Here is a 22,333-nt window from a genome sequence, read left to right on the forward strand (position 1 = left end):
GCTTCACGGCTGATTCGTATGTCAACCGAAAGATGGACAGCCTTCAGGCCGTGGCGCGCAGACTCAACGCCAGCAACAGCCGCACGTCGGCATCGCCCAGTGAGGCTCCCAGCAGTTGTTCGACCCGGCGGATCCGGTAGCGCACCGTGTTGGGATGCACATGCAGATGCTGCGCCGCCGCGGCCACATCACCGAAGCAATCCAGGTACACGCCGAGGGTCTCGGCCAGCCCCGGTTCGTCAGCGCGCAACGTCCGCACCCGCGGGTCGATCAAGCGCTCGTCGGCGGCGATCGCGGTGACGATCTCGTCGAGCAGCACCGTGGTGCGAGCCTCGGCCAGGGAGGTGACCACCGCCAGGGTTCCGGGATGGCGCTCGGCGGTGTCGAGTACGCGATCCACGTCGGCGCGCGCAGTCGCAGCGCCGGCCAACCCGGCAACTGGACTTGCGATCACGGCGCGCAGCTGCAACCCCAGCTCGGCACGCAGCGCCGCCACGGTGCCCCGCGCCCACGACGTCACCGCTTTGCCGGTGCTGGGAAACAACACGTAGACCCGCGAACCCACCGAAGCCATCTGCGCGTCATGGCGAAAAGCGCTGGCACTCAACGCCAATACATCGGCCAGCCGACCGGACGAGGAAGCGCTGTCGAAGCCGATCACGGCGGCCCGACCGTCGGCCGGCACGCCGAGCTCCCGGGCGATCAGCTCCACCTCTACCGGGGCGTCGGTGTCGCCCAATCCCAGTAGTTCCTGCACCCGCACCGCATGCGTGGACGGAGCGGCAGCCAACCGCGCCATGATGCGGGCGGCCAGCACGGCGGCCCCGCGCAAGATGTCTTCGGCGTCGTCGGCGAACGGGCGGCTGCCCTGCTGCACCCAGATGGTGCCGACGAACGCGGGGGCCCGGCGCTCATCCACGGCCGGAGCGAAGATGCCGATCGCCAGCCGGGGCCGCAGCCCGAGCTCGGGACGCTCGGCCACCCGCACCGCCTCCGGTCGGGAACGCAGCGCGTCGAAGATGCCCCACTGGGCGATCCAGGCCAGATGCTCCGGCGGCCCGGCCCGGCCGAGAATCGACAGGCGCCGCAACTCGTCGGCCTCGTCGCTGGACGCCGAGTAGGCCAGCACGTGCGACTGGGCGTCCTCGATGCTGACCATGCCGTGCGTCCGTTCGGCCACCGATTGGGCCAGACCGAACAAGTCCGTGCCCGAATCGTGCAGCGCGCCGTCACGGTGGTGCTCGAAGACGTGGTTGACCAGCCGGTAGAGCCGCTCCCAGCGGGCCCGCGGGTCGACGGCAACCAGCGCGGTACCCGCGGCGACCGCCCGTTCGATGACGGCGTCCGACGGCTTCTTGATGAAGATCGCCGTCGGGGCCCGACGTGCACTCTGCTGTTCGACCCAGCGCAGGGCATCGGTTTCGGAAACCCCGAGCAGGAAGAACACATCGGCCGCACCTGCGGACGGGGCCAGACCCAGGCGCACGTCGTCCGAATCGATCAGGGCCGCCGAGGCCACCGGCAGGTCGAGCCCGCGGGGTGCCTGCACCAACCGGACCAGCGTGGCATCCAGGGCCAACAGCAATTGACCCAGGCTCACGCCCGTTGTCCGCATGTTGTCTGATTCTACTGATCAAGCTGCCAAGCCTTGTCGATTCGGACAAGTGTTGCGCGGGTCACGTCAGGGATTCTTGAGACATGGACGCCATCACCAACGTGCCGCTACCGGCCAACGAGCCGGTCCATGACTACGCACCGGGCTCGGGCGAACGCACCCGCCTCACCACCTGGCTCTCTGAACTCGCCGGGGCTCCGATCGACCTGCCGCACGTCATCGGCGGCAAACACACGATGGGCAACGGCACACGCATCGACGTGGTGCAGCCGCACTGCCACAGCGCCCGGCTGGGCACCCTGACCAACGCCGAACACACCGACGCCACCGCGGCCATCGACGCCGCACTGGCCGCCAAACACGACTGGGCCGCGATGCCGTTCGACGAACGCGCCGCGGTGTTCCTGCGGGCAGCCGACCTGCTGTCCGGGTCGTGGCGGGAGAAGATCGCCGCGGCCACCATGCTCGGCCAGTCCAAGACCGCCTACCAGGCCGAAATCGACGCGCCCTGCGAGCTGATCGACTTCTGGCGGTTCAACGTCGCATTCGCCCGCCAGATCCTGGCGCAGCAGCCGATGAGCAGCCCCGGTGTGTGGAACCGCACCGACCACCGGCCACTGGAAGGCTTCGTCTACGCCATCACGCCGTTCAATTTCACCGCGATCGCGGGCAATCTGCCCACCGCGCCCGCCCTGATGGGCAACACCGTGGTGTGGAAGCCCTCACCCACCCAGACTTTCGCGGCATATGCGACCATGCAGCTGCTCGAGGCCGCCGGGTTGCCGCCCGGGGTGATCAACCTGGTGACCGGCGACGGAATCGCGGTTTCTGATGTGGCACTGGCCGATCCGCGACTGGCCGGCATCCACTTCACCGGGTCGACCGCCACGTTCCAGCACCTGTGGCGCGAGGTCGGTGCGAACATCGACCGCTACCGCACCTATCCGCGGCTGGTCGGCGAGACCGGTGGCAAGGACTTCGTCGTCGCACACGCCTCGGCCCGCCCCGACGTGTTGCGCACGGCCCTGATTCGCGGCGCCTTCGACTACCAGGGCCAGAAGTGCTCAGCGGCCTCCCGGGCCTTCATCCCGCGTTCGGTCTGGAACCAGATGGGCAACGACTTCCTCTCCGCCACCTCGGAGCTTCAGTACGGCGACGTCACCGACCTGACCAACTACGGCGGGGCCGTGATCGACGACCGCGCCTTCGCCAAGAACGTCGCGGCGATCGAACGGGCCAAGGGCGCCGCAGGCGTCACCATCGCGGCCGGCGGCGAATACGACGACAGCGAAGGCTATTTCGTGCGGCCCACCGTGCTGCTCTCCGACGACCCGACCGACGAGGCGTTCTCCACCGAATACTTCGGACCGATCCTGGCCGTGCACGTCTACCCCGACGCGGACTACGAGCGGATCCTCGACGTCGTCGACACAGGTGCCCGCTACGCACTGACCGGCGCGGTGATCGCCGACGATCGCTCCGCGGTGCTCACCGCGGCCGATCGGTTGCGCAACGCGGCAGGCAACTTCTACGTCAACGACAAACCGACCGGGGCCGTCGTCGGCCAGCAGCCATTCGGCGGGTCGCGGGCCTCGGGCACCAACGACAAGGCCGGATCTGCGCTCAACCTGCTGCGCTGGACCTCGGCCCGCTCCATCAAGGAAACCTTCGTGCCGCCCACCAACCACACCTACCCGCACATGGAGGCCTGAGATGGGTGTTTTCCAGCGGGTGGCGCGCCCCACGATCCTGGCAGCCTCGCGCTCATCGCGGCTACGCCACACCGCCGAACGGCTCCCGATCACCCGCAAGGTGGTCGACCGGTTCGTCGCAGGCGAGACCGTGCCCGATGCGCTTGACACCGTTGGGGCGCTGCGAGATTCAGGCCGGTTCGTCTCCGTCGACTATCTCGGTGAGGACACCACGAGCAACGAGGACGCCGACCGCACCGTGCGGGCCTATCTCACCCTGCTCGACGGGCTGTCGCGCCTCGGCGATGCTCACGCGCCAGTGCGGCCGCTGGAAGTGTCGCTCAAACTCTCGGCGCTCGGGCAGGCGTTGCCCCGGGACGGCGAGAAGATCGCCTACGAGAACGCGCACACCATCTGCGTCAGGGCCCGCGAAGTAGGTGCCTGGGTGACGGTGGACGCCGAGGACCACACCACCACCGACTCGACCCTGTCGATCGTGCGGGACTTACGCACCGAATTCGAGTGGCTGGGCACCGTTCTGCAGGCTTACCTGCATCGGACCGAAGCCGACTGTCGTGAGTTCGCGGCGGCGGGAGCCCGGATCAGGCTGTGCAAAGGCGCCTATGACGAGCCTGCCTCGGTGGCCTACCGGGACGCGACCGACGTCACCGACTCCTATCTGCGCTGCCTGCGGATCCTGATGGCCGGATCGGGCTATCCGATGGTGGCCTCACATGACCCCCTGATCATCGAGGCGGTGCCGAACCTGGCCCGCGAATTCGGCCGCGCCGTGGACGATTACGAGTACCAGATGCTCTACAACATCCGCGATGCCGAACAGCGCCGGCTGGCCGAGGCGGGTAACCATGTGCGCGTGTACGTTCCGTTCGGCAACGAGTGGTACGGCTACTTCGTACGGCGGTTGGCCGAGCGCCCGGCCAATCTGATGTTCTTCCTGCGGGCCTTGGCCGAGCGGCACTGAGGTCTCGGCCTCAGTCGGCACTCAGGTCATAGGCGATCTTGAACTTGTTGAGCAGGTACGGCCCGGACACCACCGGGTCATAACGCGGTGGATCGTCCGCTGAAGCGCAGGTAGGGATGCACTCGATCACCGCGTCGAAGTTAGGTTGGTGAAAGAACGGGAGACTGAACCGTTCGGCGGTGGGTGCTCCGGTGCTCACCACGCGGTGCACCGTGCTGACCCATCGGTCGTTGGTCCACCGGGCTAACAGGTCACCGATGTTGATGACGAACGATCCCGGCACCACGGGCACGTCGAGCCACTCGCCCTGATCGCCCCGAACCTGTAGCCCGCTTTGAGTTTCGTCCTGCAGCAGGATCGTCAGGTTGCCCCAGTCACTGTGCTGGCTCAGCCGGATGTGGCCCTCCGGTTGATCGTCAGCGGGATAGTGGTTGGCCATCAGATTGGAGTTGTGTCGGTCGATGAACCCATCGAACCAGTCTTCGCGCAGCCCGAGGGCCAAGGCGAACAGTCGGGACAACTCGGTGGCCAGGGCCGCCATCTCGTCGTAATAGCGTTCGTAGGCTGCACGGAACCCCGGCACCTCGGGCCATCCGGGGCCATCGAACCCCTCCGGGCTGCCGAGCGGGAAGTACACGAATTTCTCGACCTGGTCCGGTGTTTGGTGCTCGGTCGCGGTATCGGCACCGTCATTCGTGGCGGCCAGGTTGCCCGCGCTGCTGTATCCGCGGGCCAGTGGATCGGCAGGGTCCGCGCCGACGCGCTCCTTTCCGGCTTGTGGCAGTGAGAAGAATTCGCGTAGCGCCCGATTGACATCTTCGATGACGTCGTCGGGTACCCCGTGACCGGCGAGCAGCAGAAACCCACTGGTTTCACAACACCGGCCGATGGCCTCGGCCACGGCCTGGCGTTGGCGTTGGTCTCCATTGCGTGCGCTGCTGATATCGATCAGCGGAACGAAGCCGTCCCGAAGAACGACTTGGTCGACAATTACCTCTGATTGGGTCACGTGTTCGACCGTAGAACCTCAACCTAAGTTGATGTCAACGGCGAAAGTCGCTGGTGCGCAACATGAGAAAGGTCCACGCGGCAATGGTCTGCGCATCGGTGATCTCACCGTCGCGGATCATCCGCTCAACTTCAGCGCGGGTGAACCACGCGCTGTGCATGTCCTGTTCCTCGTGCTCGCGTTCGTGGGCTCCCTCGCTGAGCCCGGTCGCCAGGAAAACCCACCCGCGCTGGCTGCTCATCCCGGCTGCCACATCGAGCTGGCCGAGCCGCTCCATGCTCTCGGCCCGCAGCCCGGTCTCCTCACGTAACTCGCGGTGGGCCAAGGCTTCCGGGGCGAGATGTTGTTGTTCGGGAGCGGTGCCCTGCGGGAACTCCCAGCGCCGCAGGCCCAGCGGATAGCGGAACTGCTCGACGAGGTGAAACCGGTCTGGCTCAGGGGCATACGGGATCACCAGGGCATAGGTCGGCTTGTCCACCACGGCGTAGATGCCGGGGCTGCCGTCGGGTCGGACGATCTCGTCCTCGCGCAGCGTCAACCAGTCGTTCCGATACACCTCGCGGGTCGCGGTGCGCCGGATAGCCGCTGTCAGGCGGGTACCTAACCGCTGGACTTCGACCTCGCCCCGATCGATGTCCTCGGCCAGAGCGTCGGCGTACGCGATCAGATGCGCCACGTCGACGTCGTAAGGCGCCGGCGTTTCGACCGACGACAACCGCGCCGACGCGCGTCGTAACAGGGCGGCCGCACCGGTCCGATTGCCGCGCTGCACATGCGTGATGCCCACGGCCAGCTGCGCCAGTCCCTGCCAGAGTGCACGCTCGTGCTCCGGGCCGCTCTTCCACGCCGCCTCGAGCACTTCGTGGGCGCCGAACGCCTGACCCCGGTCGAGCAGATCCTGCGCGTAGGCGAGCGTTTCGGCCGGCGAGAGCTCCAGGTCATCGGGGATCCGTTCGACGCCTTCACTGCCGTAGGGCAACGGCCGGCCGAGCGCGTCGCGCGGGCGGGTGCTGCGCGGCCGGCCCGAGTCGTCACGGTCGCGTCCAGCTGCTGTGGCCATAGCCCCCGACGGTAGCCTCACAAGGGTGTTGCTGGCCTCCTTGAACCCCGCAGCCGTCGCCGCGGGCGCCGAACTCGCCGACGCCGTCACCATCGACGGGACCGTACTGAGCCGCAGTGACCTCGTCGGCGCCGCCACCTCGGTGGCTGAGCGTGTCGCTGTCGCCCGCCGGGTCGCCGTCCTGGCGACACCCACCCCGACCACGGTCCTCGCCATCATCGGTTGCCTGATCGCCGGCATACCCGTCGTCCCCGTCCCCGCCGACGTCGGCACCGCGGAACGCCGGCACATCCTCACCGACTCGGGCGCCCAGGCCTGGCTGGGGGAGCAGCCCGACGAGACCGAGGGGCTGCCGCACATCCCGGTGCGGCTGCACGCCCGGAGCTGGCACCGCTATCCCGAGCCGTCGCCGGCATCGACGGCGATCATCATGTACACCTCCGGAACCACCGGGGCGCCCAAGGGTGTGCCGATCAGCCGCCAGGCCATCGCCGACGACATCGACGCACTGGCACAAGCCTGGCAGTGGACCGCCGAGGACACCTTGGTGCACGGTCTGCCGCTGTTCCACGTGCATGGCCTGGTGCTGGGTCTGCTCGGCTCGCTGCGGATCGGAAACCGCTTCGTCCACACCGGGAAACCGACACCGGCCGCGTACGCGCAGGCCCAGGGCACGCTGTACTTCGGGGTTCCGACGGTGTGGTCCCGGGTGGTCAAGGATCTCGACTCCGCGCTGGCTTTGTCCTCCGCGCGACTCCTGGTCTCCGGCAGCGCGCCGCTCCCCGTGCCGGTGTTCGACGAGTTGGTGCGGCTGACGGGCCACGCGCCGGTGGAGCGTTACGGCAGCACCGAATCGCTGATCACCCTGAGCACGCGGGTCGACGGCGAACGCAGGCCCGGCTGGGTCGGGCTGCCGTTGACCGGGGTACAGACCCGGCTCGTCGACGACGACGGCGCCCCGGTGCCGCACGACGGGGAAACCATCGGCCGGCTACAGATCAAGGGCCCCATGGTGTTCGACGGTTACCTGAACCGGCCGGAGGCCACCGCCGAGGCGTTCGACGCCGACGGCTGGTACCGCACCGGAGACGTCGCGGTCATCGACGCCGACGGCATGCACCGCATAGTCGGGCGCGAATCGGTGGACCTGATCAAATCGGGCGGCTACCGGATCGGTGCCGGTGAGATCGAGACCGTGCTGCTGGGCCACGACGAGGTGGACGAGGTGGCGGTCGTCGGCGTGCCCGACGAGGACCTCGGGCAACGCATCGTCGCGTTCGTCGTCGGCACTGCCACGCCCGAAGTATTGATCGATTTTGTCGCTCAACAACTTTCGGCGCACAAACGGCCCCGCGAAGTTCGGCTGGTCGACAGCCTGCCCCGCAACGCCATGGGCAAGGTGATGAAGAAGGAATTGGCCCGACAGGGCTGACAGTTCCTGGCCGGCTCCGTCGGCGTGGTAACAAAAGGCGTAGCTTGGGCGATAGAGGGGTTAGAAAGCGCACGTCAACCTGCCGATGTTTGGAGGTCACACGTGAATCTCAAGAAGATCGTGGGAACAGCAATGATCGCCGGTGCCCTGGGCGCCGGGTCCCTCGGGTTGGGCGCGGCTTCATCGCAAGCTGACCCCGGCCCCCGTATTCCGTGGGTTCCCGGTCCGGGCTGGGTCGACTGGAATCCGGTCCCGAACGTCCCACCAGGGCAGATCAAGAAGTGGTGCCCCTGGCAGTCCCCGCCTGGTCACTGGATCGGTGGCCCGCACGGGATTCCCTGCACCTAGAGCGGCCTGAAGCCCGAACGTTGGCTTGTGTGTCAGATCTTGACCTTGGGTTCAAGGCGTCTATGCAACAGCGGTTGGATTGAGTGGGTTGCAGAGTAGTGCGTCGAGGGTTTCGGCGGGCGTTTTCCAGCCGAGGGTCTTGCGGGGTCGGGTGTTGAGTTTGGCGGCGACGTAGTCGAGGTAGTCGGCCGGGAAGATCGAGAGATCAGCGCCTTTAGCAAAGTACTGGCGCAGTAGTCCGTTGGTGTTCTCGTTGGTGCCGCGCTGCCATGGGGAGTGCGGGTCGCAGAAGTAAATGTCGAGGTCGGCGGCCTTGGCGATGGCGGCGTGGTTGGCCATCTCCCTGCCCTGGTCCCAAGTCAGCGTGCGGCGCAGGATGGCCGGCAGTTGGGCCATCTTGGCTACGATCGCGTCCTGGACGGCTTCGGCGGTGTGGTTGTCGGGCAGGTGCAAGAGCATGACGAAACGCGAGGTGCGTTCCACGACGGTGCCGATCGCCGACCCCGAGGCGGTACTGCCCAGAATGAGGTCCCCCTCCCAGTGCCCGGGGATCGCACGATCTTCCACCTCGGCGGGCCGCTCACTGATACTGACCATGCCGCGCAGACGACCGCGACGCTGGTCGGGGCGCCCCTGCGGCTTGCGCAATGCGCGTCCGGTGCGTAGGCAGGTGTGCAACTCGCGACGTAGATTTCCCTTGCCCTGCAAGTAGATTGACCGATAGATCGTTTCGTGAGACACCCGCATCTCCGCATCGTCGGGGTAGTCGATGGTCAACCGCGCCGCGATCTGCTCGGGACTATGCTCGTCGAGCAGCTTGGCCTGCACCTCATCATGCAACACCTGATTGCGGGCCAGCTTGCCCGGCTGCGGACGACGAGCGCGCTCCTCCGACCGCGACTGTGCCATCAACGCGTCGTAGCGGACAACCGCAGTCTTGCCGCTTTGACGTGCTCCGAACGCCTCCTTGCGTCGATAGCCGGACTTACGTCCGTCGTTGTGATCGACACCGTTGACGTCGAGTTCGTACTTGATCGTCGACGCAGCCCTGCCCAGCCGTTTACCGATCGAGTTCAGCGACTCGTTGACTTTGACTCCGATCTCGATCTGGATCCGCTCAGCGAGCGTCAGCCGTGGTCGAGGACCCGACGACTTGGGCGTACGGAATTGAGGTTTCACCCCGCCAGCGTCGGCGAACCAGCGAACCCCCGTAGCGCACGACACGCCGACAGCCGCACCGGCTTCACCAGCGGTGCAACCCGCACCGACACAACCCCAGAACTCCCGAACAACACTCGACAACGGTGGACGCGGCATAGCAGCACTTCCCATCAGAATCAGCTGCTATTGCAACGACGCCTAGAAACCGCCGACGAATTTTGATACACAAGCCGACGTTCGGCGGCCGATAGAAGCTAGTTGGCGTGTAGCGCCTCATTGAGCGTGATGCCCGTGCCGTCACGCTTGACGACCTCGACCGCGCCGGACAGTGAGTTGCGCCGGAACAGCAGGTTGTTGGCCCCGGACAGCTCGACGGCCTTGGTGGTCTGCCCGTCAGCAGTGATCACCTTGGTGCCACCGGTGACATAGAGCCCGGCTTCCACCACGCAGTCATCGCCCAGCGAGATGCCCAGGCCGGAGTTGGCGCCCAGCAGGCAACGCTTGCCCACCTTGATCACCTCTTTGCCGCCACCGGACAGCGTGCCCATGATCGATGCGCCACCGCCGACATCGGAGCCGTCGTCGACGACCACACCGGCCGAGATCCGGCCCTCGACCATCGAGGTGCCCAGCGTGCCGGCGTTGAAGTTCACGAAACCCTCGTGCATGACCGTGGTGCCCGAGGCCAGGTGAGCGCCCAGCCGGACCCGGTCGGCGTCGGCGATACGCACGCCCGACGGGGTCACGTAGTCGACCATGCGGGGGAACTTGTCGATGCCGTACACGGCTACTGCGCCGCGCCGCCGCAGCTTGGCCCGCACGGTCTCGAATCCCTCCACCGCGCAGGGGCCGAAGTTGGTCCACACCACATTGGCCAGCAGACCGAAGATGCCGTCCAAGTTGGCGCCGTGCGGGGCCACCAGCCGGTGGGAGAGCAGGTGCAGCCGCAGCCAGACGTCATGCGTATCGACCGGCTTGTCCTCGAGTGAGGCGATGGTGGTCCGCACCGCCGCCACCTCGACGCCGCGGTCTGCGTCGGGACCGGTCAGGCCCGCGAACTCGGCGGGGACATCGTCACCCGTGAGCTTCACCGTGCCGGCCTCGCCGGAGCCGCTCAGCTCAGGGGCGGGAAACCAGGTGTCCAGGACGGTCCCGTCGGCGGTGATGGTGGCCAGGCCGACGCCAGATGCTGCAGTCACGTTGGCCTAGGTTACTGGACTACCGTGGACGGCCATGGGGCTAGACCTGCGTGCCGATCCGATCGCGCTGACCGCTGCGTTGGTGGACATCCCCAGCGAATCCCGCCATGAGCGCCGCATCGCCGACGAGATCGAAGCCGCCCTGCGGGTGCAGGCGCCGTGGTTCGAGGTGATCCGCAACGGTGACGCCGTGCTGGCCCGCACCCACCTGGGCCGTTCCTCGCGGGTGATGCTGGCCGGACACATCGACACCGTGCCCATCGCCGACAACGTTCCCAGCCACATGGCCAACGGTGAGCTGTGGGGCTGCGGCACCTCGGACATGAAATCCGGTGACGCGGTGTTCCTGCACCTGGCGGCCACCATCGCCGAGCCGAGCCACGACATCACCCTGGTGATGTACGACTGCGAGGAGATCGAGTCCAGCGCCAACGGGCTGGGCCGCATCGAGCGTGAGCTGCCCGACTGGCTGCAGGCCGACGTCGCGATCCTCGGCGAACCGTCCGGCGGCTTCATCGAAGCCGGCTGCCAGGGCACCATCCGCGTCGTCGTCAGTGCTACCGGCACCCGCGCGCACTCAGCGCGATCCTGGCTGGGCGACAACGCGATTCACAAACTCGGCGCCGTGCTGGACCGGTTGACGGCATACCAGCCCCGCAGCGTCGACATCGACGGCTGCGTCTACCGGGAAGGGCTGTCGGCGGTGCGCATCGACGGCGGCATCGCCGGCAACGTCATCCCCGACGCCGCCTCGGTGACCGTCAACTTCCGGTTCGCCCCCGACCGAAGCGTCGAGCAGGCCGTCGCCCACGTGCACGAGGTGTTCGACGGGCTCGACGTCACCATCGACCTGACCGACGCCGCAGCCGGCGCCCTGCCCGGGCTGGCCAAACCTGCTGCTGCCGCCCTGGTGGCCGCGGCCGGGGGCCAGGTACGCGCCAAATACGGCTGGACCGACGTTTCTCGCTTCGCGGCGCTCGGCATCCCGGCCGTGAACTACGGGCCAGGTGATCCCAACCTGGCCCACAAGGTCGACGAACGGGTGGAGGTCGCCCAGATCACCGCCGTCACCGACATGCTGAGGCGCTATCTGGCATGAGCTCCGTTCGTGTCGACAGCTGGATCTGGGCCGTGCGCATCACCAAGACCCGGTCCGCTGCGGCGGCTGCCTGCCGCGGCGGCCACGTCCGGGTCAACAACGTGCCCGCCAAACCGGCGCAGCACGTGAGCCCCGGCGACGAGGTGCGGGTCCGGTTGGACGGCCGAGAACGGATCGTCGAGGTGATCCGGCCCATCGCGAAAAGGGTAGGGCCGTCCGTGGCTTCGGAATGCCTGATCGACCGCAGCCCGCCACCGCCACCCAAAGAGATGATGGCGTCAGTTCCGGTCCGTGACCGAGGAACCGGGCGGCCCACGAAACGTGAACGGCGACAACTGGATCGGCTGCGCGGAACTTACTGAACATAAATCGCCTTGCCTGAGTGCGTACTATGGAACACGCATCTGCTGTCAACCGAGGTGGGCCGAAAACATGCTGGGAGACGACGACATCTCCGGGTGATCCCGCGAGTTGATTCGTTCCTGTCCCTCAATGCGGGGTCTGCTGCCCGCATCACCTTGGAGTACCAGCATGTCTATTGTCTGTTCCCATTTGTCTTTTGCCTGGCCCGATGACGTCGAGTTGTTCTCGGACCTGTCGTTTTCCGTCGGGCCCGGCCGTACCGGGCTGGTCGCGCCCAACGGCGCCGGCAAGAGCACGCTGCTCAAGCTGATCGCCGGCGAATACCGCCCGTCGGCGGGGTCGGTCGTCGCAGACGGGCCTGTCGGCTACCTGCCCCAAAGCCTGCCGTTCACTGCCGATCTCACCGTGGCCGCGGTGCTGGGGATCGCTCCGGTGCTCGACGCGCTCGCGGCGCTGGCCGACGGTGACGCCAGCGACGAGGTGTTCACCACCATCGGCGATGACTGGGATATCGAGGAGCGCTCCCGCGCCCAGCTCGACCGGCTCGGCCTCGACGACCTGGCGCTGGACCGCCGGTTGGGCACGTTGTCCGGCGGGGAAGTGGTCTCGCTCGGGCTGGCGGCACAACTGCTCAAGCGGCCCGGTGTGCTGCTGCTCGACGAGCCCACCAACAACCTGGACAGTGCCGCCCGGCACCGCCTGTACGACGCCCTCGACAGCTACACCGGTTGCCTGCTGGTGGTCAGCCACGACCGGGTACTGCTGGATCGGATGGACCAGATCGCCGAGCTGTACCGCGGCGAAATCATCTTCTACGGCGGCAATTTCACGGCCTACCAGGAGACGGTCGAGGCGGCGCAGGCGGTGGCCGAGGGCAACATCCGTAACGCCGAACAACAATTCAAGCGCGAGAAGCGGCAGATGCAGGAGGCACGCGAGCGCGCCGCCCGGCGCTCGTCGAACGCGGCGCGCAACCTCAAGGACGCCGGGCTGCCGAAGATCGTGGCGGGCAAGCTCAAACGCGATGCGCAGGAATCGGCGGCCCGCGCCGACGATGTGCACGCCAAGCGCGTCGACGATGCCCGCGCCCGTCTCGACGAAGCCGAACGGGCATTGCGTGATGCCTTGGTGATAGTGCTCGATCTACCCGACACCGTGGTGCCTGCCGGCCGGACGGTCTTCGCCGGAGAAGGGTTACAGATCAGCCGCGGCGGCCGGAAGCTGTTCGCCGACAACGGTATCGATCTGGCCATCCGCGGTCCGGAGCGCATCGCCCTGACCGGACCCAACGGGGCGGGTAAGTCGACTCTGCTGCGGATCATCGACGGTGCACTGGAACCCGACGCGGGGACGGTGCAGCGGGCCGACGGGCGGATCGCCACCCTGTCGCAACGGCTGGATCTGCTGGACGAGGACCGGACCGTGGCCGAGAGCTTGGCGGCCGCCGCACCGAGTCTGTCGCACACCCGGCGCATGCATCTGTTGGCGCAGTTCCTGTTTCGGGGTGATCGCATCCACTTGCCGGTGGGCGCGTTGTCGGGCGGGGAGCGGTTGCGGGCGACGCTGGCGTGCGTGCTCTACGCCGAGCCGGCGCCCCAACTGCTGCTGTTGGACGAGCCGACCAACAATCTGGATCTGGTCAGCGTCGGGCAGCTGGAATCGGCATTGAACGCCTACCGGGGCGCGTTCGTGGTGGTCAGCCACGACGAACGATTCCTGGAAGCGATCGGCATCGAGCGGTGGCTGCGGCTGGACGCCGGCGAGTTGGGTGCTACTGACGTCTCGGGTTGATGTTGTGCACCTGAGTGGGCACCGGGCCGACGCCGAAGCCGTCCTCAGCTGTCGTCCCGGCACAGGCACGGCCGGCGAGTTGCTCATAACTGCGCTCCGCGGCGGTACCGGCCTCGGCCACCGGGGCGCGCTCACCTTCGTGCTTGCGATGGTCGGCGTCGTCCTTCTTCTCGCCGTCTTGGGCGTCGTCTCTGCCGTCGCCGGCACCCTGATGGTCGGCGGCTTTGACAGCCTCCTCGGCGCCCGTGCCACCGGCGGCCAAGGCAGCCTCGCCGCCACCACCCCCGGCCTGCATGGCGGCTTCGACGATGCCCTGCACACCCTGCATCGCCTGCTGTGGCACCTGTGTCACCGCCTGGGCCAGCCCCTGCAGCGGCTGGGTGACCGACTGCATCATCTGGCCGGCCATCTGGCTGAACTGACCCATCACCTGGCCGGCCCCGCCCGCTCCTGAGCTTGCGGCTTCGGAGCCGCCTGCGCCGCCACCCGCCGCGGACTTTCCTCCGCCGAGCGCATCGGCCTGGGCTTTGAGCCGCTCGGCGGCATCCAGGTCACCGCGGGCATACGCCTGAGAAGCCTTTCCGAGCAATTCGGACATTCTGCTTGCGGCCACCTGCGTCGCACCCAGCGCGCCGTTACGCGCAGACGACGCCCCGTCGAGGGCGTTCTGCATGGGGAAACCGATGGTGCCGTGACTGGACGCGAGGTCTGACGGGCCGGAGAACGAGCTCTTGAAGCTGTTGATGTCTTCACTGACGCCGCCGACGATGTTTTGCAGGCCGGTAATCGCGTCTGTGTGCGCGACGAGCTGGTTCATCTAGCCCCCTGAAGATCGTGCGGTTCAACTGCGCATTCTAATGTCGGCGTGGCCAGGTGCCGAGCGGGAAATGTCAGGCGCACGCCTGCTGCGCGGCGTCCTCGGCGGCCGCGAGCATCCCGGCGTCGCGGTACCGCGCCGACACGTCGCGCAACGCTGCGCTGTCCCCGGCGCTCAGTGCCTGCGCGTGCGCCAGCGTCAGTTGCCCGAACACGCAATCCAGATCCACGCGCGCCAGCGCATCGACCGCGCGGGTGTCGCCGAGTCGCACGCTGTCGTGCAACACCCGCAGCATCACCGCGAATTGACCGCCACGCTCAGCGGCCTTGGCGGCTTCGCGAGCGGCGGTGACCGCACCCACCGAATCCTTGCGGGCACTGCAGGTCCAGGCTCGGGCCAGCGCCAACTCCGGTGCGAACAACATCGACTTGAGCCCGTGCCGGGATTCCGCCCGGGACAGCGCCTTTCCGGCCTCGACGGGCATGCCTCGCTGACCGAGCGCCTGGGCCAACAACATCCAGGCCAGTGGTCCCCAGGAGTATCCGGTCGGCGCCAGCGCGGCGGCTGCCTTGCGCAGCAACGCAATTGCCTCGTCGTGATTTCCGCGGACCAGTAACACGTCAGCCATCAACACCTCGCCGATGGAGCGTCCGGGCTGCAGCAGCTGGGTGAAATCGGTGATCGCCTTGGCCGTGTCCGTGGCCTGGTCCAACCGTCCGGACATCAGTAGCGCCGTGGTCTGGCCGAAGCCGCTGGTGAACCGCAACAGGCCGGGGTGTCCAGCTGCCAGCGCACGCGCTGCCATCGCATCCACCCGCTCGAACTGGCCGATCCGCGCGCAACTGAGCGCTGCCGTCGAGCTCGCCCAACCGATGGCGGTGTCATCTGCGGCGGGGGAGTCCAGCACTTCCAACGCGAGACCCAGGGCTCGTTGGGGCGTACCGGCATTCATGGCGAAAGTGGCCGCCAGGGCGTCGAGTGTGGACTGGGCCTGCGGCGTGGACACCTGGCGGCGGGTGGAACGCAAGAACGCGGTGGCACGTTCGGGTTCCGAGAGCATCCAGAACTGATTGGCAGCTTGTGGCAGCGCCCACGCCATCAGCTGATGTTCGGACAGGCCGGCCGGGTCGATCTGGCCCAGAACGGCATCGGCCTCACGGCCGCGGCCCTGCCAGGCGAGTGCGTAGGCCAGGGTGAGCAGGCCCGTGAAATCGGGGTGCGTGGCTGTCGCGGCTCGCGCCAGTCGCTCACTCAGTTCCAGGTCGCCCAGTCGAAGGGCCTCGGTCGCGGCGCTCACGAGTTCGTCCGTCGGCAGGTGCACGTCACTGTCGAGCGCGAGCACCGCCACCCGCAACCGGTCCACCACCGTTGGCTGCGACGTCGTCGACAGGCGCTCGACCAGGGCGGTGCGTAACCGTCGCAGCCCGGGCCCTCCGATCGTGGCGCGCATCGCGCTGAGAAACAGCGGGTGCACGCAGTGGGCCCTGGCGTCCTCTACCCGCACTATGCCGCACTCTTGTGCCTGCTGTACGGCCTCGGCGCTGGTCAGCGCCGTCAAATCGGCCAGCGACAGCGGATCGTGCACCGACAACTGCCGGAGCACGGCGACCGCACCGTCAGGCAGATCGGAGAGAAATGCGGTCACCTGATCGGCCAGTCGGGCGTCGTCGTGGCCCGGCGGTGTCATCTCGACCCGGTTCACCACGCCGTCGTCCCACAATGCCGCGACGTCGTCGGGTGCGTCTTCCGCGGATGCGGTGACGATGAGTTTCGCCGCCCCACTGACCGCGAGTTGATACACCAGGGCCGCGGACAAGCGATCCAGCAGATGTGCGTCGTCGACGATGACCAGCAGCCCGGTCCCGAGCGTCTCACGTGCGGACCGAAGCACGTCGGCGGTTCGTCCCGCCGAAGGAATGTCGATCAGGTGCGCCACCGCCGCGAACGGAACCGCCGCGGCCGATTCGGTGCCGGTAACCCACACCACCCGACGGAAATCGCTTGCGAGATGCTCGGCGGCGGAGCGAATCAGCGAGGTCTTGCCGACACCGGACGGTCCGAGGAGAGCGGCGCCGCAGCACTCCTGCAGACCGGCCTCGAGGCCATCGAATACGCGGTCACGTGGTGCGATCACCCAGTCGACAGCCATCCATCGGATCCTATGGCGGATGGTGGCCGTTCAGCGCCGAATTGACGTCCGGGTGCGCCGACACCGCGTCGTCCATGCCGCACTTGGAGATGACTCGCAGGACACTCGGCTGACGGAGGACGACCCGCACAGTGATTCCCTGTGCGCGGCAGTCGGCGGTCTTCTTGGCCAGCACGAGCAGCGCCCCGCAGCCCATGAAGTCCAGCGATCCGGCGTCGACGACGAGCGTCGAGGATTCGGGCGTCGCGGCAGCGGCCTCGTCGAGCATGCGTTGCCAGTCGGATTCGTTGTGGGCATCGGCCTGTCCGAAGACCTGCACGATGAGGCCTCCGGGAACGGTGTGAACTGTCCAGTGCAGTTCGTGATCTTGCTGGTTCGATTCCACGATGAAACCGAGCATAACCGCCTGTGTTTACGATGTAAACACGAGTGATCATGGTCCTGATCAGGGATGGGGCAACCAGGTCTCGATCCGATCGAGCATGGCTTCCATTGCTTCCTCGAACTCGTCGGAACTGTGGTCCTCGGCCAGCATCGGTTGCAGCCGGCGCAGGTTGGGGTAGTCGGCCAGCGACGTGTCGGGGCGCGGTTCGTCGTCGAGAACGGCCTCGTCGGGACTCAGCGCGACCCCGCGCGCGGACACCTCGAGCAGCAGCTGGCCCACCAGGAACGTGGTGTACGTCCGGTATGCGGCCACCGCGGCGTTGTCACTGAACCCGTAGGAGAGCAGTGTCTCCAGAAACGTCTCCATCCAGCGCAGGCTGCGCAACGGTGGTCGCACCCATGGCGCCTCGGGAGCCTCCGTCGCCACCAGCGGGAACACCTCGGGATGGTCGATGGCGATCTGGCGTACGCCGTGGCCGAGTCGGAGCAAGAAGTCCTGCCAGCCGTCCTCCTGTCGCCGCGCGGCGAGCTGATCGGCATAGAGGCGGTCGACGATGTGGTTGACGACTCCGGTCAGCAGATCGCCCCGGCTGTGCACGTAGCGGTAGAGCGCCATCGCCTCGACACCGCAGGCCGCACCCAGCCGGCGCATGGTCAGTTTCGTCAGGCCATCGCGATCGATCAGCTCGATCGCGGTATCCAAGATGAACTCGCGGCTCAGCCGTGCCGGCTGATCGACATCGTCACTCACCAGGATCGTCCCTCCGCGTTCAGTTCAGTCTCCCTCGCCAGGCGCGGCTGAGTCCATTGCCCCGGCGAACATCGCCCACCCGTCATCGACGGTTCACCAGCACCCTTTAGTTTGGGTACGTGTCCGGTGAATCTGACCGCGAGTTTGCGGTGTGTGTCTATTGCGCTTCGGGGCCCACCCATCCCGAGCTGCTGGCGCTGGCCAGTGAGGTCGGCGTGGCCATCGCCAAGCGCGGGTGGACGTTGGTTTCCGGCGGCGGCAACGTCTCGGCGATGGGCGCGGTCGCCCGGGCCGCACGCTCGTCCAACGGCCGCACCGTCGGCGTGATCCCCAAGGCGCTCGTGCACCGTGAACTCGCCGATGTCGACGCCGCAGAGCTCGTGGTCACCGACACCATGCGGGAACGCAAGAAGGTGATGGAGGACCGCTCCGACGCCTTCATCGCCCTGCCCGGCGGCATCGGCACATTGGAAGAGTTCTTCGAAGCATGGACCGCCGGTTATCTGGGCATGCACGATAAACCCGTCGTGCTGCTCGATCCGTTCGGTCACTACGACGGATTGTTGACTTGGCTGCGCGGGCTCCTCGACTCGGGTTACGTGAGCAGCCAGGCCCTGGACAGGTTGATCGTCGTCGACGAGGTCGCCGCTGCGCTCGACGTGTGCGAAGCGCTTACCTAGAACCGGCGGTAACGGCGGTTACCAGCGCGGTTATGGTGTTGGCCACACGAGAGCCATCTCGAGACCCATAACAACATGCAGGGGGAGACCGCATGACCGACCAGAAATCGGGCACCAGGAGCAGTGTCGGCCTACTCGACCTCGCCAGCCAGGTACCCGGTCTGCTGATGGATGCGCCGGTCATCGCACGAGGCGTGCTCACCGGAATGATGGCCCGGCCGACGGCCAAGACCTCGATCGGCAAGGTGTTCCAGGAACGTGCGGCCCAGTACGCCGACCGGGTTTTCCTCAAGTTCGACGACGAGCGGATCACCTACCGCGAGGCCAACGAGACGGTCAACCGCTACGCGGCCGTGCTGGCGGCCAAGGGTGTCGGCCATGGTGACGTGGTCGGAGTGATGCTGCGCAATTCGCCCGACGCGGTTCTGCTGATGCTGGCCATCGTCAAGTGCGGCGCCGTCGCAGGCATGCTCAACTACCACCAGCGCGGCAAGGTGCTCGCCCACAGCATCGGTCTGCTCAACGCGGCCGCCGTGGTCGCGGAGACCGACCTGATCGAGCACATCACCGAGTGCGGAGCCGAGGCCAACGGCCTCATCACCGTCGAGGAGCTGCGCCGGCTGGCGTCCACCGCACCGACCACCAACCCGGCCAGCACGTCGGCGGTCCTGGCCAAGGACAAGGCCTTCTACATCTTCACCTCGGGCACCACCGGAATGCCCAAGGCCAGCGTCATGACGCACTACCGCTGGCTGCGTGCCCTGGCCGGCTTCGGCGGCTTGGGCCTGCGGCTGCACAGCGACGACACGCTGTACTGCTGCCTGCCGCTCTATCACAACAACGCCTTGACCGTCTCAGTCGGATCGGCGCTCAACTCGGGTGCCGCGCTGGCCCTGGGCAAGTCGTTCTCGGCTTCGAGATTCTGGGACGAGGTGATCGCTTACGGCGCGACCGCGTTCGTCTACATCGGCGAGATCTGCGGCTACCTGCTCAACCAGCCGCCCAAGCCGACCGACCGCGCGCACAAGGTCCGCGTCATCGTCGGCAACGGACTGCGCCCCGCCATCTGGGACGAGTTCACCCAACGGTTCGGTATCCCGCGCGTCTGCGAGTTCTATGCGGCCAGCGAGGGCAACACCGCGTTCGTCAACGTCTTCAACGTCTCCAAGTCCACCGGAATCTGCCCCAGCCCGGTCGCGTTCGTCGAATACGACGCCGACAGCGGAGAGCCGGCCCGCGGCGCCGACGGCCGCCTGCGCAAGGTCAAGCGTGGCGAGCCGGGTCTGATGTTGTCCAAGGTCAACGCCCTGCAGCCGTTCGACGGCTACACCGATAAGGCGGCCAGCGAGAAGAAGCTGGTGCGCAACGCCTTCAAAGAGGGTGACGTCTGGTTCAACACCGGCGACCTGATGCGGTCGCAGGGGCTCGGTCACGCGGCATTCGCCGACCGCCTCGGCGACACCTTCCGGTGGAAGGGTGAGAACGTGGCCACCACCGAGGTCGAGGCCGCGGTCGCCAGCAATCCGCTGATCGAGGAATGCACCGTGTTCGGTGTCGAGGTCCCCGGTGCCGGCGGCCGAGCGGGCATGGCCGCGGTGCAGCTCAAGGGCGGCAAGGAGTTCGACGGCAAGGCCCTGGCCGACGCGTTCTACGGGCACCTGCCGGCCTACGCCGTGCCGCTGTTCGTCCGCGTCGTCCCCGAGCTGGCACACACGTCGACCTTCAAGAGCCAGAAAGTCGACCTGCGTAAGCAGGGCTACGGCTCCGACATCGAGGACCCGCTGTACGTGCTGGCCGGCCGGGACGAGGGCTATGTGCCGTTCTACCCCGAATATCCCGACGAGGTGACGGCGGGCAAGCGGCCCAAGTAGGCGGAGCGCTCGGGGCGGCGCCGCGCAGGTGGAAACCGGCGCGGAAGCCGCACCAGGCACTATGGAGGCGTGTTGTCGACGTGCAATGGCCAGTTCTGCGGGCGCCCGGTGGCGGCTGACCGTGCGTTGATCATGGCGATCGTCAACCGGACGCCGGACTCGTTCTACGACCGCGGTGCGACGTTCACCGACGACGCCGCCAAGGCTGCGGCCGCACGGGTGATCGACGAGGGCGCCGACGTGATCGACGTGGGCGGGGTCAAAGCCGGGCCCGGCAGCAGCGTCGACGCCGACGAGGAGATCGCCCGCGTCGTGCCGTTCATCGAATGGCTGCGCGCCACCTATCCCGATCAGCTGATCAGCGTCGACACCTGGCGCGCGGCGGTGGCCAAACAGGCCTGCGCGGCCGGGGCCGACCTGATCAACGACACCTGGGCGGGCGCCGATCCCGGGCTGCCGGAAGTGGCGGCCGAGTTCGGCGCGGGCCTGGTGTGCTCACACACCGGTGGCGCGGTGCCGCGCACCCGGCCGTTCCGGGTGAACTACGGGATCACCGAGCGCGGTGTCGTCGACGACGTCATCGCCGAGGTGACCGCCGCGGCCGAGCGGGCGGTAGCAACGGGTGTGCCGCGAAACCGAATCCTGATCGACCCGACCCATGATTTCGGTAAAAACACTCATCACGGTCTTAGTTTGTTGCGCCACGTAAAAGATCTTGTTAAGACCGGATGGCCGGTCCTGATGGCGCTGAGCAACAAGGATTTTGTCGGGGAGACTCTGGGTGTGGATCTGACCGAACGCCTGGAGGGCACCCTGGCCGCGACGGCATTGGCCGCTGCGGATGGAGCCGCCATGTTTCGGGTACACGAAGTCGGACCCACTCGGCGCGTGCTGGAAATGGTCGCGTCGATCCAGGGAGTGCGGGCACCCGCACGAACAGTGAGGGGACTGGCATGACCGCTCTACCTGATCTGTCCGTCGCCGACGGCGTCGTCGGCCACCGTTGGCTGACCGACCACAGCTGGAACCGGCCGAGCTGGACCATCGCGGAGTTGGAGGCAGCCAAGGCCGGCCGCACGGTTTCGGTGGTGCTGCCCGCGCTCAACGAGGAAGAGACCGTCGCCTCCGTCGTCGAGACCATCACCCCGCTGCTGGGCGGCCTGGTCGACGAGCTGATCGTGCTCGATTCGGGCTCCACCGACGACACCGAGATCCGCGCGCTCGCCGCCGGGGCTCGCGTGATCAGCCGGGAGGTCGCGCTGCCCGAGATCCCGCCGCAGCCGGGCAAGGGTGAGGTGCTGTGGCGGTCTCTGGCCGCCACGACGGGCGACATCATCGCCTTCGTCGACTCCGACCTGATCGACCCGGACCCGATGTTCGTCCCCAAGCTGCTGGGCCCGCTGCTGACCACCGACGGCGTGCACCTGGTCAAGGGCTTCTACCGGCGGCCGCTCAAGGTCAGCGGCAGCGAGGACGCCAACGGCGGCGGCCGGGTCACCGAGCTGGTGGCGCGCCCGCTGCTGGCCTCGCTGCGGCCCGAGCTGAATTGCGTGTTGCAGCCGCTGGGCGGCGAGTACGCGGGCACGCGCGAGCTGCTGACCTCAGTGCCGTTCGCGCCCGGCTACGGCGTGGAGATCGGCCTGCTGGTCGACACCTACGACCGGCTCGGCCTCGACGCCATCGCCCAGGTGAACCTCGGGGTGCGGGCGCACCGCAACCGGCCGTTGACCGAGCTGGCGTCGATGAGCCGGCAGGTCATCGCGACCCTGTTGTCACGCTGTGGGATCGCCGATTCGGGCATGGGGCTGACCCAGTTCTACGCCGACGGTGACGATTTCACCCCACGGGTGTCGTCGGTGTCATTGGCCGACCGCCCGCCCATGGTGACCCTGCGCCCGCGCTAGATGTCGCATGCGTGAGGCAGTATCGAG

General features: G+C 67.3%; 19 protein-coding genes and 1 pseudogene. 10 read left to right on the forward strand and 10 right to left on the reverse strand.

Features of this window, described 5'->3' with window-relative positions; translation table 11 throughout:
* Positions 1–43 precede the first annotated feature (43 nt).
* On the reverse strand, positions 44–1,615 hold the full coding sequence (locus tag K6L26_RS09565) for a PucR family transcriptional regulator (RefSeq protein WP_221853028.1): 1,572 nt from the start codon (positions 1,613–1,615) through the stop codon (positions 44–46).
* A gap of 83 nt (positions 1,616–1,698) precedes the next feature.
* On the opposite strand from K6L26_RS09565, the gene pruA reads away from it, so the two are divergent.
* Complete coding sequence (gene pruA / locus K6L26_RS09570) at positions 1,699–3,327, forward strand: L-glutamate gamma-semialdehyde dehydrogenase (RefSeq protein WP_221853029.1); 1,629 nt, start codon at positions 1,699–1,701, stop codon at positions 3,325–3,327.
* A 1-nt stretch (position 3,328) separates the two neighbouring features.
* The gene (locus K6L26_RS09575) at positions 3,329–4,288 is read left to right on the forward strand and encodes a proline dehydrogenase family protein (protein WP_221853030.1); all 960 of its coding nucleotides are present in this window, start codon (positions 3,329–3,331) and stop codon (positions 4,286–4,288) included.
* A 10-nt stretch (positions 4,289–4,298) separates the two neighbouring features.
* Here K6L26_RS09575 and K6L26_RS09580 read toward each other — a convergent pair whose 3' ends face one another.
* From K6L26_RS09580 to K6L26_RS09590, 3 genes and pseudogenes are all read right to left on the reverse strand, one after another.
* Positions 4,299–5,297: an isopenicillin N synthase family dioxygenase gene (locus tag K6L26_RS09580; protein WP_081281822.1), complete on the reverse strand. Its 999-nt coding sequence runs from the start codon at positions 5,295–5,297 to the stop codon at positions 4,299–4,301.
* Between the two features lie 34 nt (positions 5,298–5,331).
* On the reverse strand, positions 5,332–5,889 hold the full coding sequence (locus K6L26_RS09585) for an NUDIX domain-containing protein (RefSeq protein ID WP_064895121.1): 558 nt from the start codon (positions 5,887–5,889) through the stop codon (positions 5,332–5,334).
* Positions 5,884–6,357 (reverse strand): annotated as a pseudogene (locus K6L26_RS09590) (DUF309 domain-containing protein); the annotation flags it as partial. The gene K6L26_RS09585 and the pseudogene K6L26_RS09590, both read right to left, overlap by 6 nt.
* A 25-nt stretch (positions 6,358–6,382) precedes the next feature.
* Here K6L26_RS09590 and K6L26_RS09595 point away from each other — a divergent pair.
* Positions 6,383–7,789 (forward strand): acyl-CoA synthetase, encoded by a 1,407-nt coding sequence (locus K6L26_RS09595; RefSeq protein WP_221853031.1) that lies wholly within the window; start codon positions 6,383–6,385, stop codon positions 7,787–7,789.
* Positions 7,790–8,197: 408 nt separating this feature from the next.
* Here the strand turns inward: K6L26_RS09595 and K6L26_RS09600 are convergent, their stop codons facing one another.
* Both K6L26_RS09600 and dapD read right to left on the reverse strand, forming a co-directional pair.
* The gene (locus K6L26_RS09600) at positions 8,198–9,454 is read right to left on the reverse strand and encodes an IS30 family transposase (RefSeq protein ID WP_221853032.1); all 1,257 of its coding nucleotides are present in this window, start codon (positions 9,452–9,454) and stop codon (positions 8,198–8,200) included.
* Between the two features lie 98 nt (positions 9,455–9,552).
* Positions 9,553–10,497: a 2,3,4,5-tetrahydropyridine-2,6-dicarboxylate N-succinyltransferase gene (gene dapD, locus K6L26_RS09605; protein ID WP_064895107.1), complete on the reverse strand. Its 945-nt coding sequence runs from the start codon at positions 10,495–10,497 to the stop codon at positions 9,553–9,555.
* Between the two features lie 34 nt (positions 10,498–10,531).
* On the opposite strand from dapD, the gene dapE reads away from it, so the two are divergent.
* From dapE to K6L26_RS09620, 3 genes are all read left to right on the forward strand, one after another.
* On the forward strand, positions 10,532–11,596 hold the full coding sequence (dapE, locus tag K6L26_RS09610; RefSeq protein ID WP_047040387.1) for a succinyl-diaminopimelate desuccinylase: 1,065 nt from the start codon (positions 10,532–10,534) through the stop codon (positions 11,594–11,596).
* Positions 11,593–11,958: an RNA-binding S4 domain-containing protein gene (locus K6L26_RS09615; RefSeq protein WP_047040385.1), complete on the forward strand. Its 366-nt coding sequence runs from the start codon at positions 11,593–11,595 to the stop codon at positions 11,956–11,958. The genes dapE and K6L26_RS09615 overlap by 4 nt, the downstream gene beginning before the upstream one ends.
* 169 nt (positions 11,959–12,127) lie before the next feature.
* A complete protein-coding gene (locus K6L26_RS09620) occupies positions 12,128–13,750 on the forward strand; it encodes an ABC-F family ATP-binding cassette domain-containing protein (protein ID WP_221853033.1) in 1,623 nt (540 codons plus the stop codon).
* Here K6L26_RS09620 and K6L26_RS09625 read toward each other — a convergent pair.
* The 4 genes from K6L26_RS09625 to K6L26_RS09640 form a co-directional block, all read right to left on the reverse strand.
* Positions 13,731–14,567: a type VII secretion target gene (locus K6L26_RS09625; RefSeq protein WP_221853034.1), complete on the reverse strand. Its 837-nt coding sequence runs from the start codon at positions 14,565–14,567 to the stop codon at positions 13,731–13,733. The genes K6L26_RS09620 and K6L26_RS09625 overlap by 20 nt on opposite strands.
* Positions 14,568–14,640: 73 nt before the next feature.
* Positions 14,641–16,716 carry an ATP-binding protein gene (locus K6L26_RS09630; protein ID WP_047040378.1) on the reverse strand — a complete coding sequence of 692 codons (2,076 nt, stop codon included), beginning with the start codon at positions 16,714–16,716 and terminating at the stop codon, positions 14,641–14,643.
* 10 nt (positions 16,717–16,726) lie between these two features.
* The gene (locus K6L26_RS09635; RefSeq protein WP_047040402.1) at positions 16,727–17,101 is read right to left on the reverse strand and encodes an anti-sigma factor antagonist; all 375 of its coding nucleotides are present in this window, start codon (positions 17,099–17,101) and stop codon (positions 16,727–16,729) included.
* A gap of 60 nt (positions 17,102–17,161) precedes the next feature.
* Positions 17,162–17,851: a TetR/AcrR family transcriptional regulator gene (locus K6L26_RS09640; protein ID WP_019347426.1), complete on the reverse strand. Its 690-nt coding sequence runs from the start codon at positions 17,849–17,851 to the stop codon at positions 17,162–17,164.
* Between the two features lie 119 nt (positions 17,852–17,970).
* On the opposite strand from K6L26_RS09640, the gene K6L26_RS09645 reads away from it, so the two are divergent.
* The 4 genes from K6L26_RS09645 to K6L26_RS09660 all read left to right on the forward strand — a co-directional run bounded on the left by K6L26_RS09645 (position 17,971) and on the right by K6L26_RS09660 (position 22,306).
* Positions 17,971–18,531, forward strand: a complete 561-nt coding sequence (locus tag K6L26_RS09645) for a cytokinin riboside 5'-monophosphate phosphoribohydrolase (RefSeq protein ID WP_019347427.1) — start codon at positions 17,971–17,973, stop codon at positions 18,529–18,531.
* Positions 18,532–18,623: 92 nt separating this feature from the next.
* A complete protein-coding gene (gene fadD6, locus K6L26_RS09650; protein ID WP_036394779.1) occupies positions 18,624–20,402 on the forward strand; it encodes a long-chain-acyl-CoA synthetase FadD6 in 1,779 nt (592 codons plus the stop codon).
* 132 nt (positions 20,403–20,534) lie between these two features.
* Positions 20,535–21,359 (forward strand): dihydropteroate synthase, encoded by an 825-nt coding sequence (gene folP / locus K6L26_RS09655; RefSeq protein ID WP_076215465.1) that lies wholly within the window; start codon positions 20,535–20,537, stop codon positions 21,357–21,359.
* Positions 21,356–22,306 carry a glucosyl-3-phosphoglycerate synthase gene (locus K6L26_RS09660; RefSeq protein WP_036394781.1) on the forward strand — a complete coding sequence of 317 codons (951 nt, stop codon included), beginning with the start codon at positions 21,356–21,358 and terminating at the stop codon, positions 22,304–22,306. Before folP ends, K6L26_RS09660 begins: the two co-directional genes overlap by 4 nt.
* The last annotated feature ends 27 nt before the right edge of the window (positions 22,307–22,333 follow it).

This window comes from Mycobacterium farcinogenes, assembly GCF_019739075.1.
In the GTDB taxonomy this organism is placed as follows: Bacteria; Actinomycetota; Actinomycetes; order Mycobacteriales; family Mycobacteriaceae; genus Mycobacterium; species Mycobacterium senegalense.

Bases quoted from the DNA above. Each gene is read 5' to 3' on its own strand.
- K6L26_RS09600 (WP_221853032.1), bottom strand. From the start codon at position 9,454: ATGCCGCGTCCACCGTTGTCGAGTGTTGTTCGGGAGTTCTGGGGTTGT.
- dapE (WP_047040387.1), top strand. From the start codon at position 10,532: ATGGGGCTAGACCTGCGTGCCGATCCGATCGCGCTGACCGCTGCGTTG.
- K6L26_RS09630 (WP_047040378.1), bottom strand. From the start codon at position 16,716: ATGGCTGTCGACTGGGTGATCGCACCACGTGACCGCGTATTCGATGGC.
- K6L26_RS09620 (WP_221853033.1), top strand. From the start codon at position 12,128: ATGTCTATTGTCTGTTCCCATTTGTCTTTTGCCTGGCCCGATGACGTC.
- K6L26_RS09660 (WP_036394781.1), top strand. From the start codon at position 21,356: ATGACCGCTCTACCTGATCTGTCCGTCGCCGACGGCGTCGTCGGCCAC.
- K6L26_RS09565 (WP_221853028.1), bottom strand. From the start codon at position 1,615: ATGCGGACAACGGGCGTGAGCCTGGGTCAATTGCTGTTGGCCCTGGAT.
- K6L26_RS09625 (WP_221853034.1), bottom strand. From the start codon at position 14,567: ATGAACCAGCTCGTCGCGCACACAGACGCGATTACCGGCCTGCAAAAC.
- K6L26_RS09575 (WP_221853030.1), top strand. From the start codon at position 3,329: ATGGGTGTTTTCCAGCGGGTGGCGCGCCCCACGATCCTGGCAGCCTCG.
- K6L26_RS09615 (WP_047040385.1), top strand. From the start codon at position 11,593: ATGAGCTCCGTTCGTGTCGACAGCTGGATCTGGGCCGTGCGCATCACC.
- fadD6 (WP_036394779.1), top strand. From the start codon at position 18,624: ATGACCGACCAGAAATCGGGCACCAGGAGCAGTGTCGGCCTACTCGAC.
- folP (WP_076215465.1), top strand. From the start codon at position 20,535: ATGGCGATCGTCAACCGGACGCCGGACTCGTTCTACGACCGCGGTGCG.
- pruA (WP_221853029.1), top strand. From the start codon at position 1,699: ATGGACGCCATCACCAACGTGCCGCTACCGGCCAACGAGCCGGTCCAT.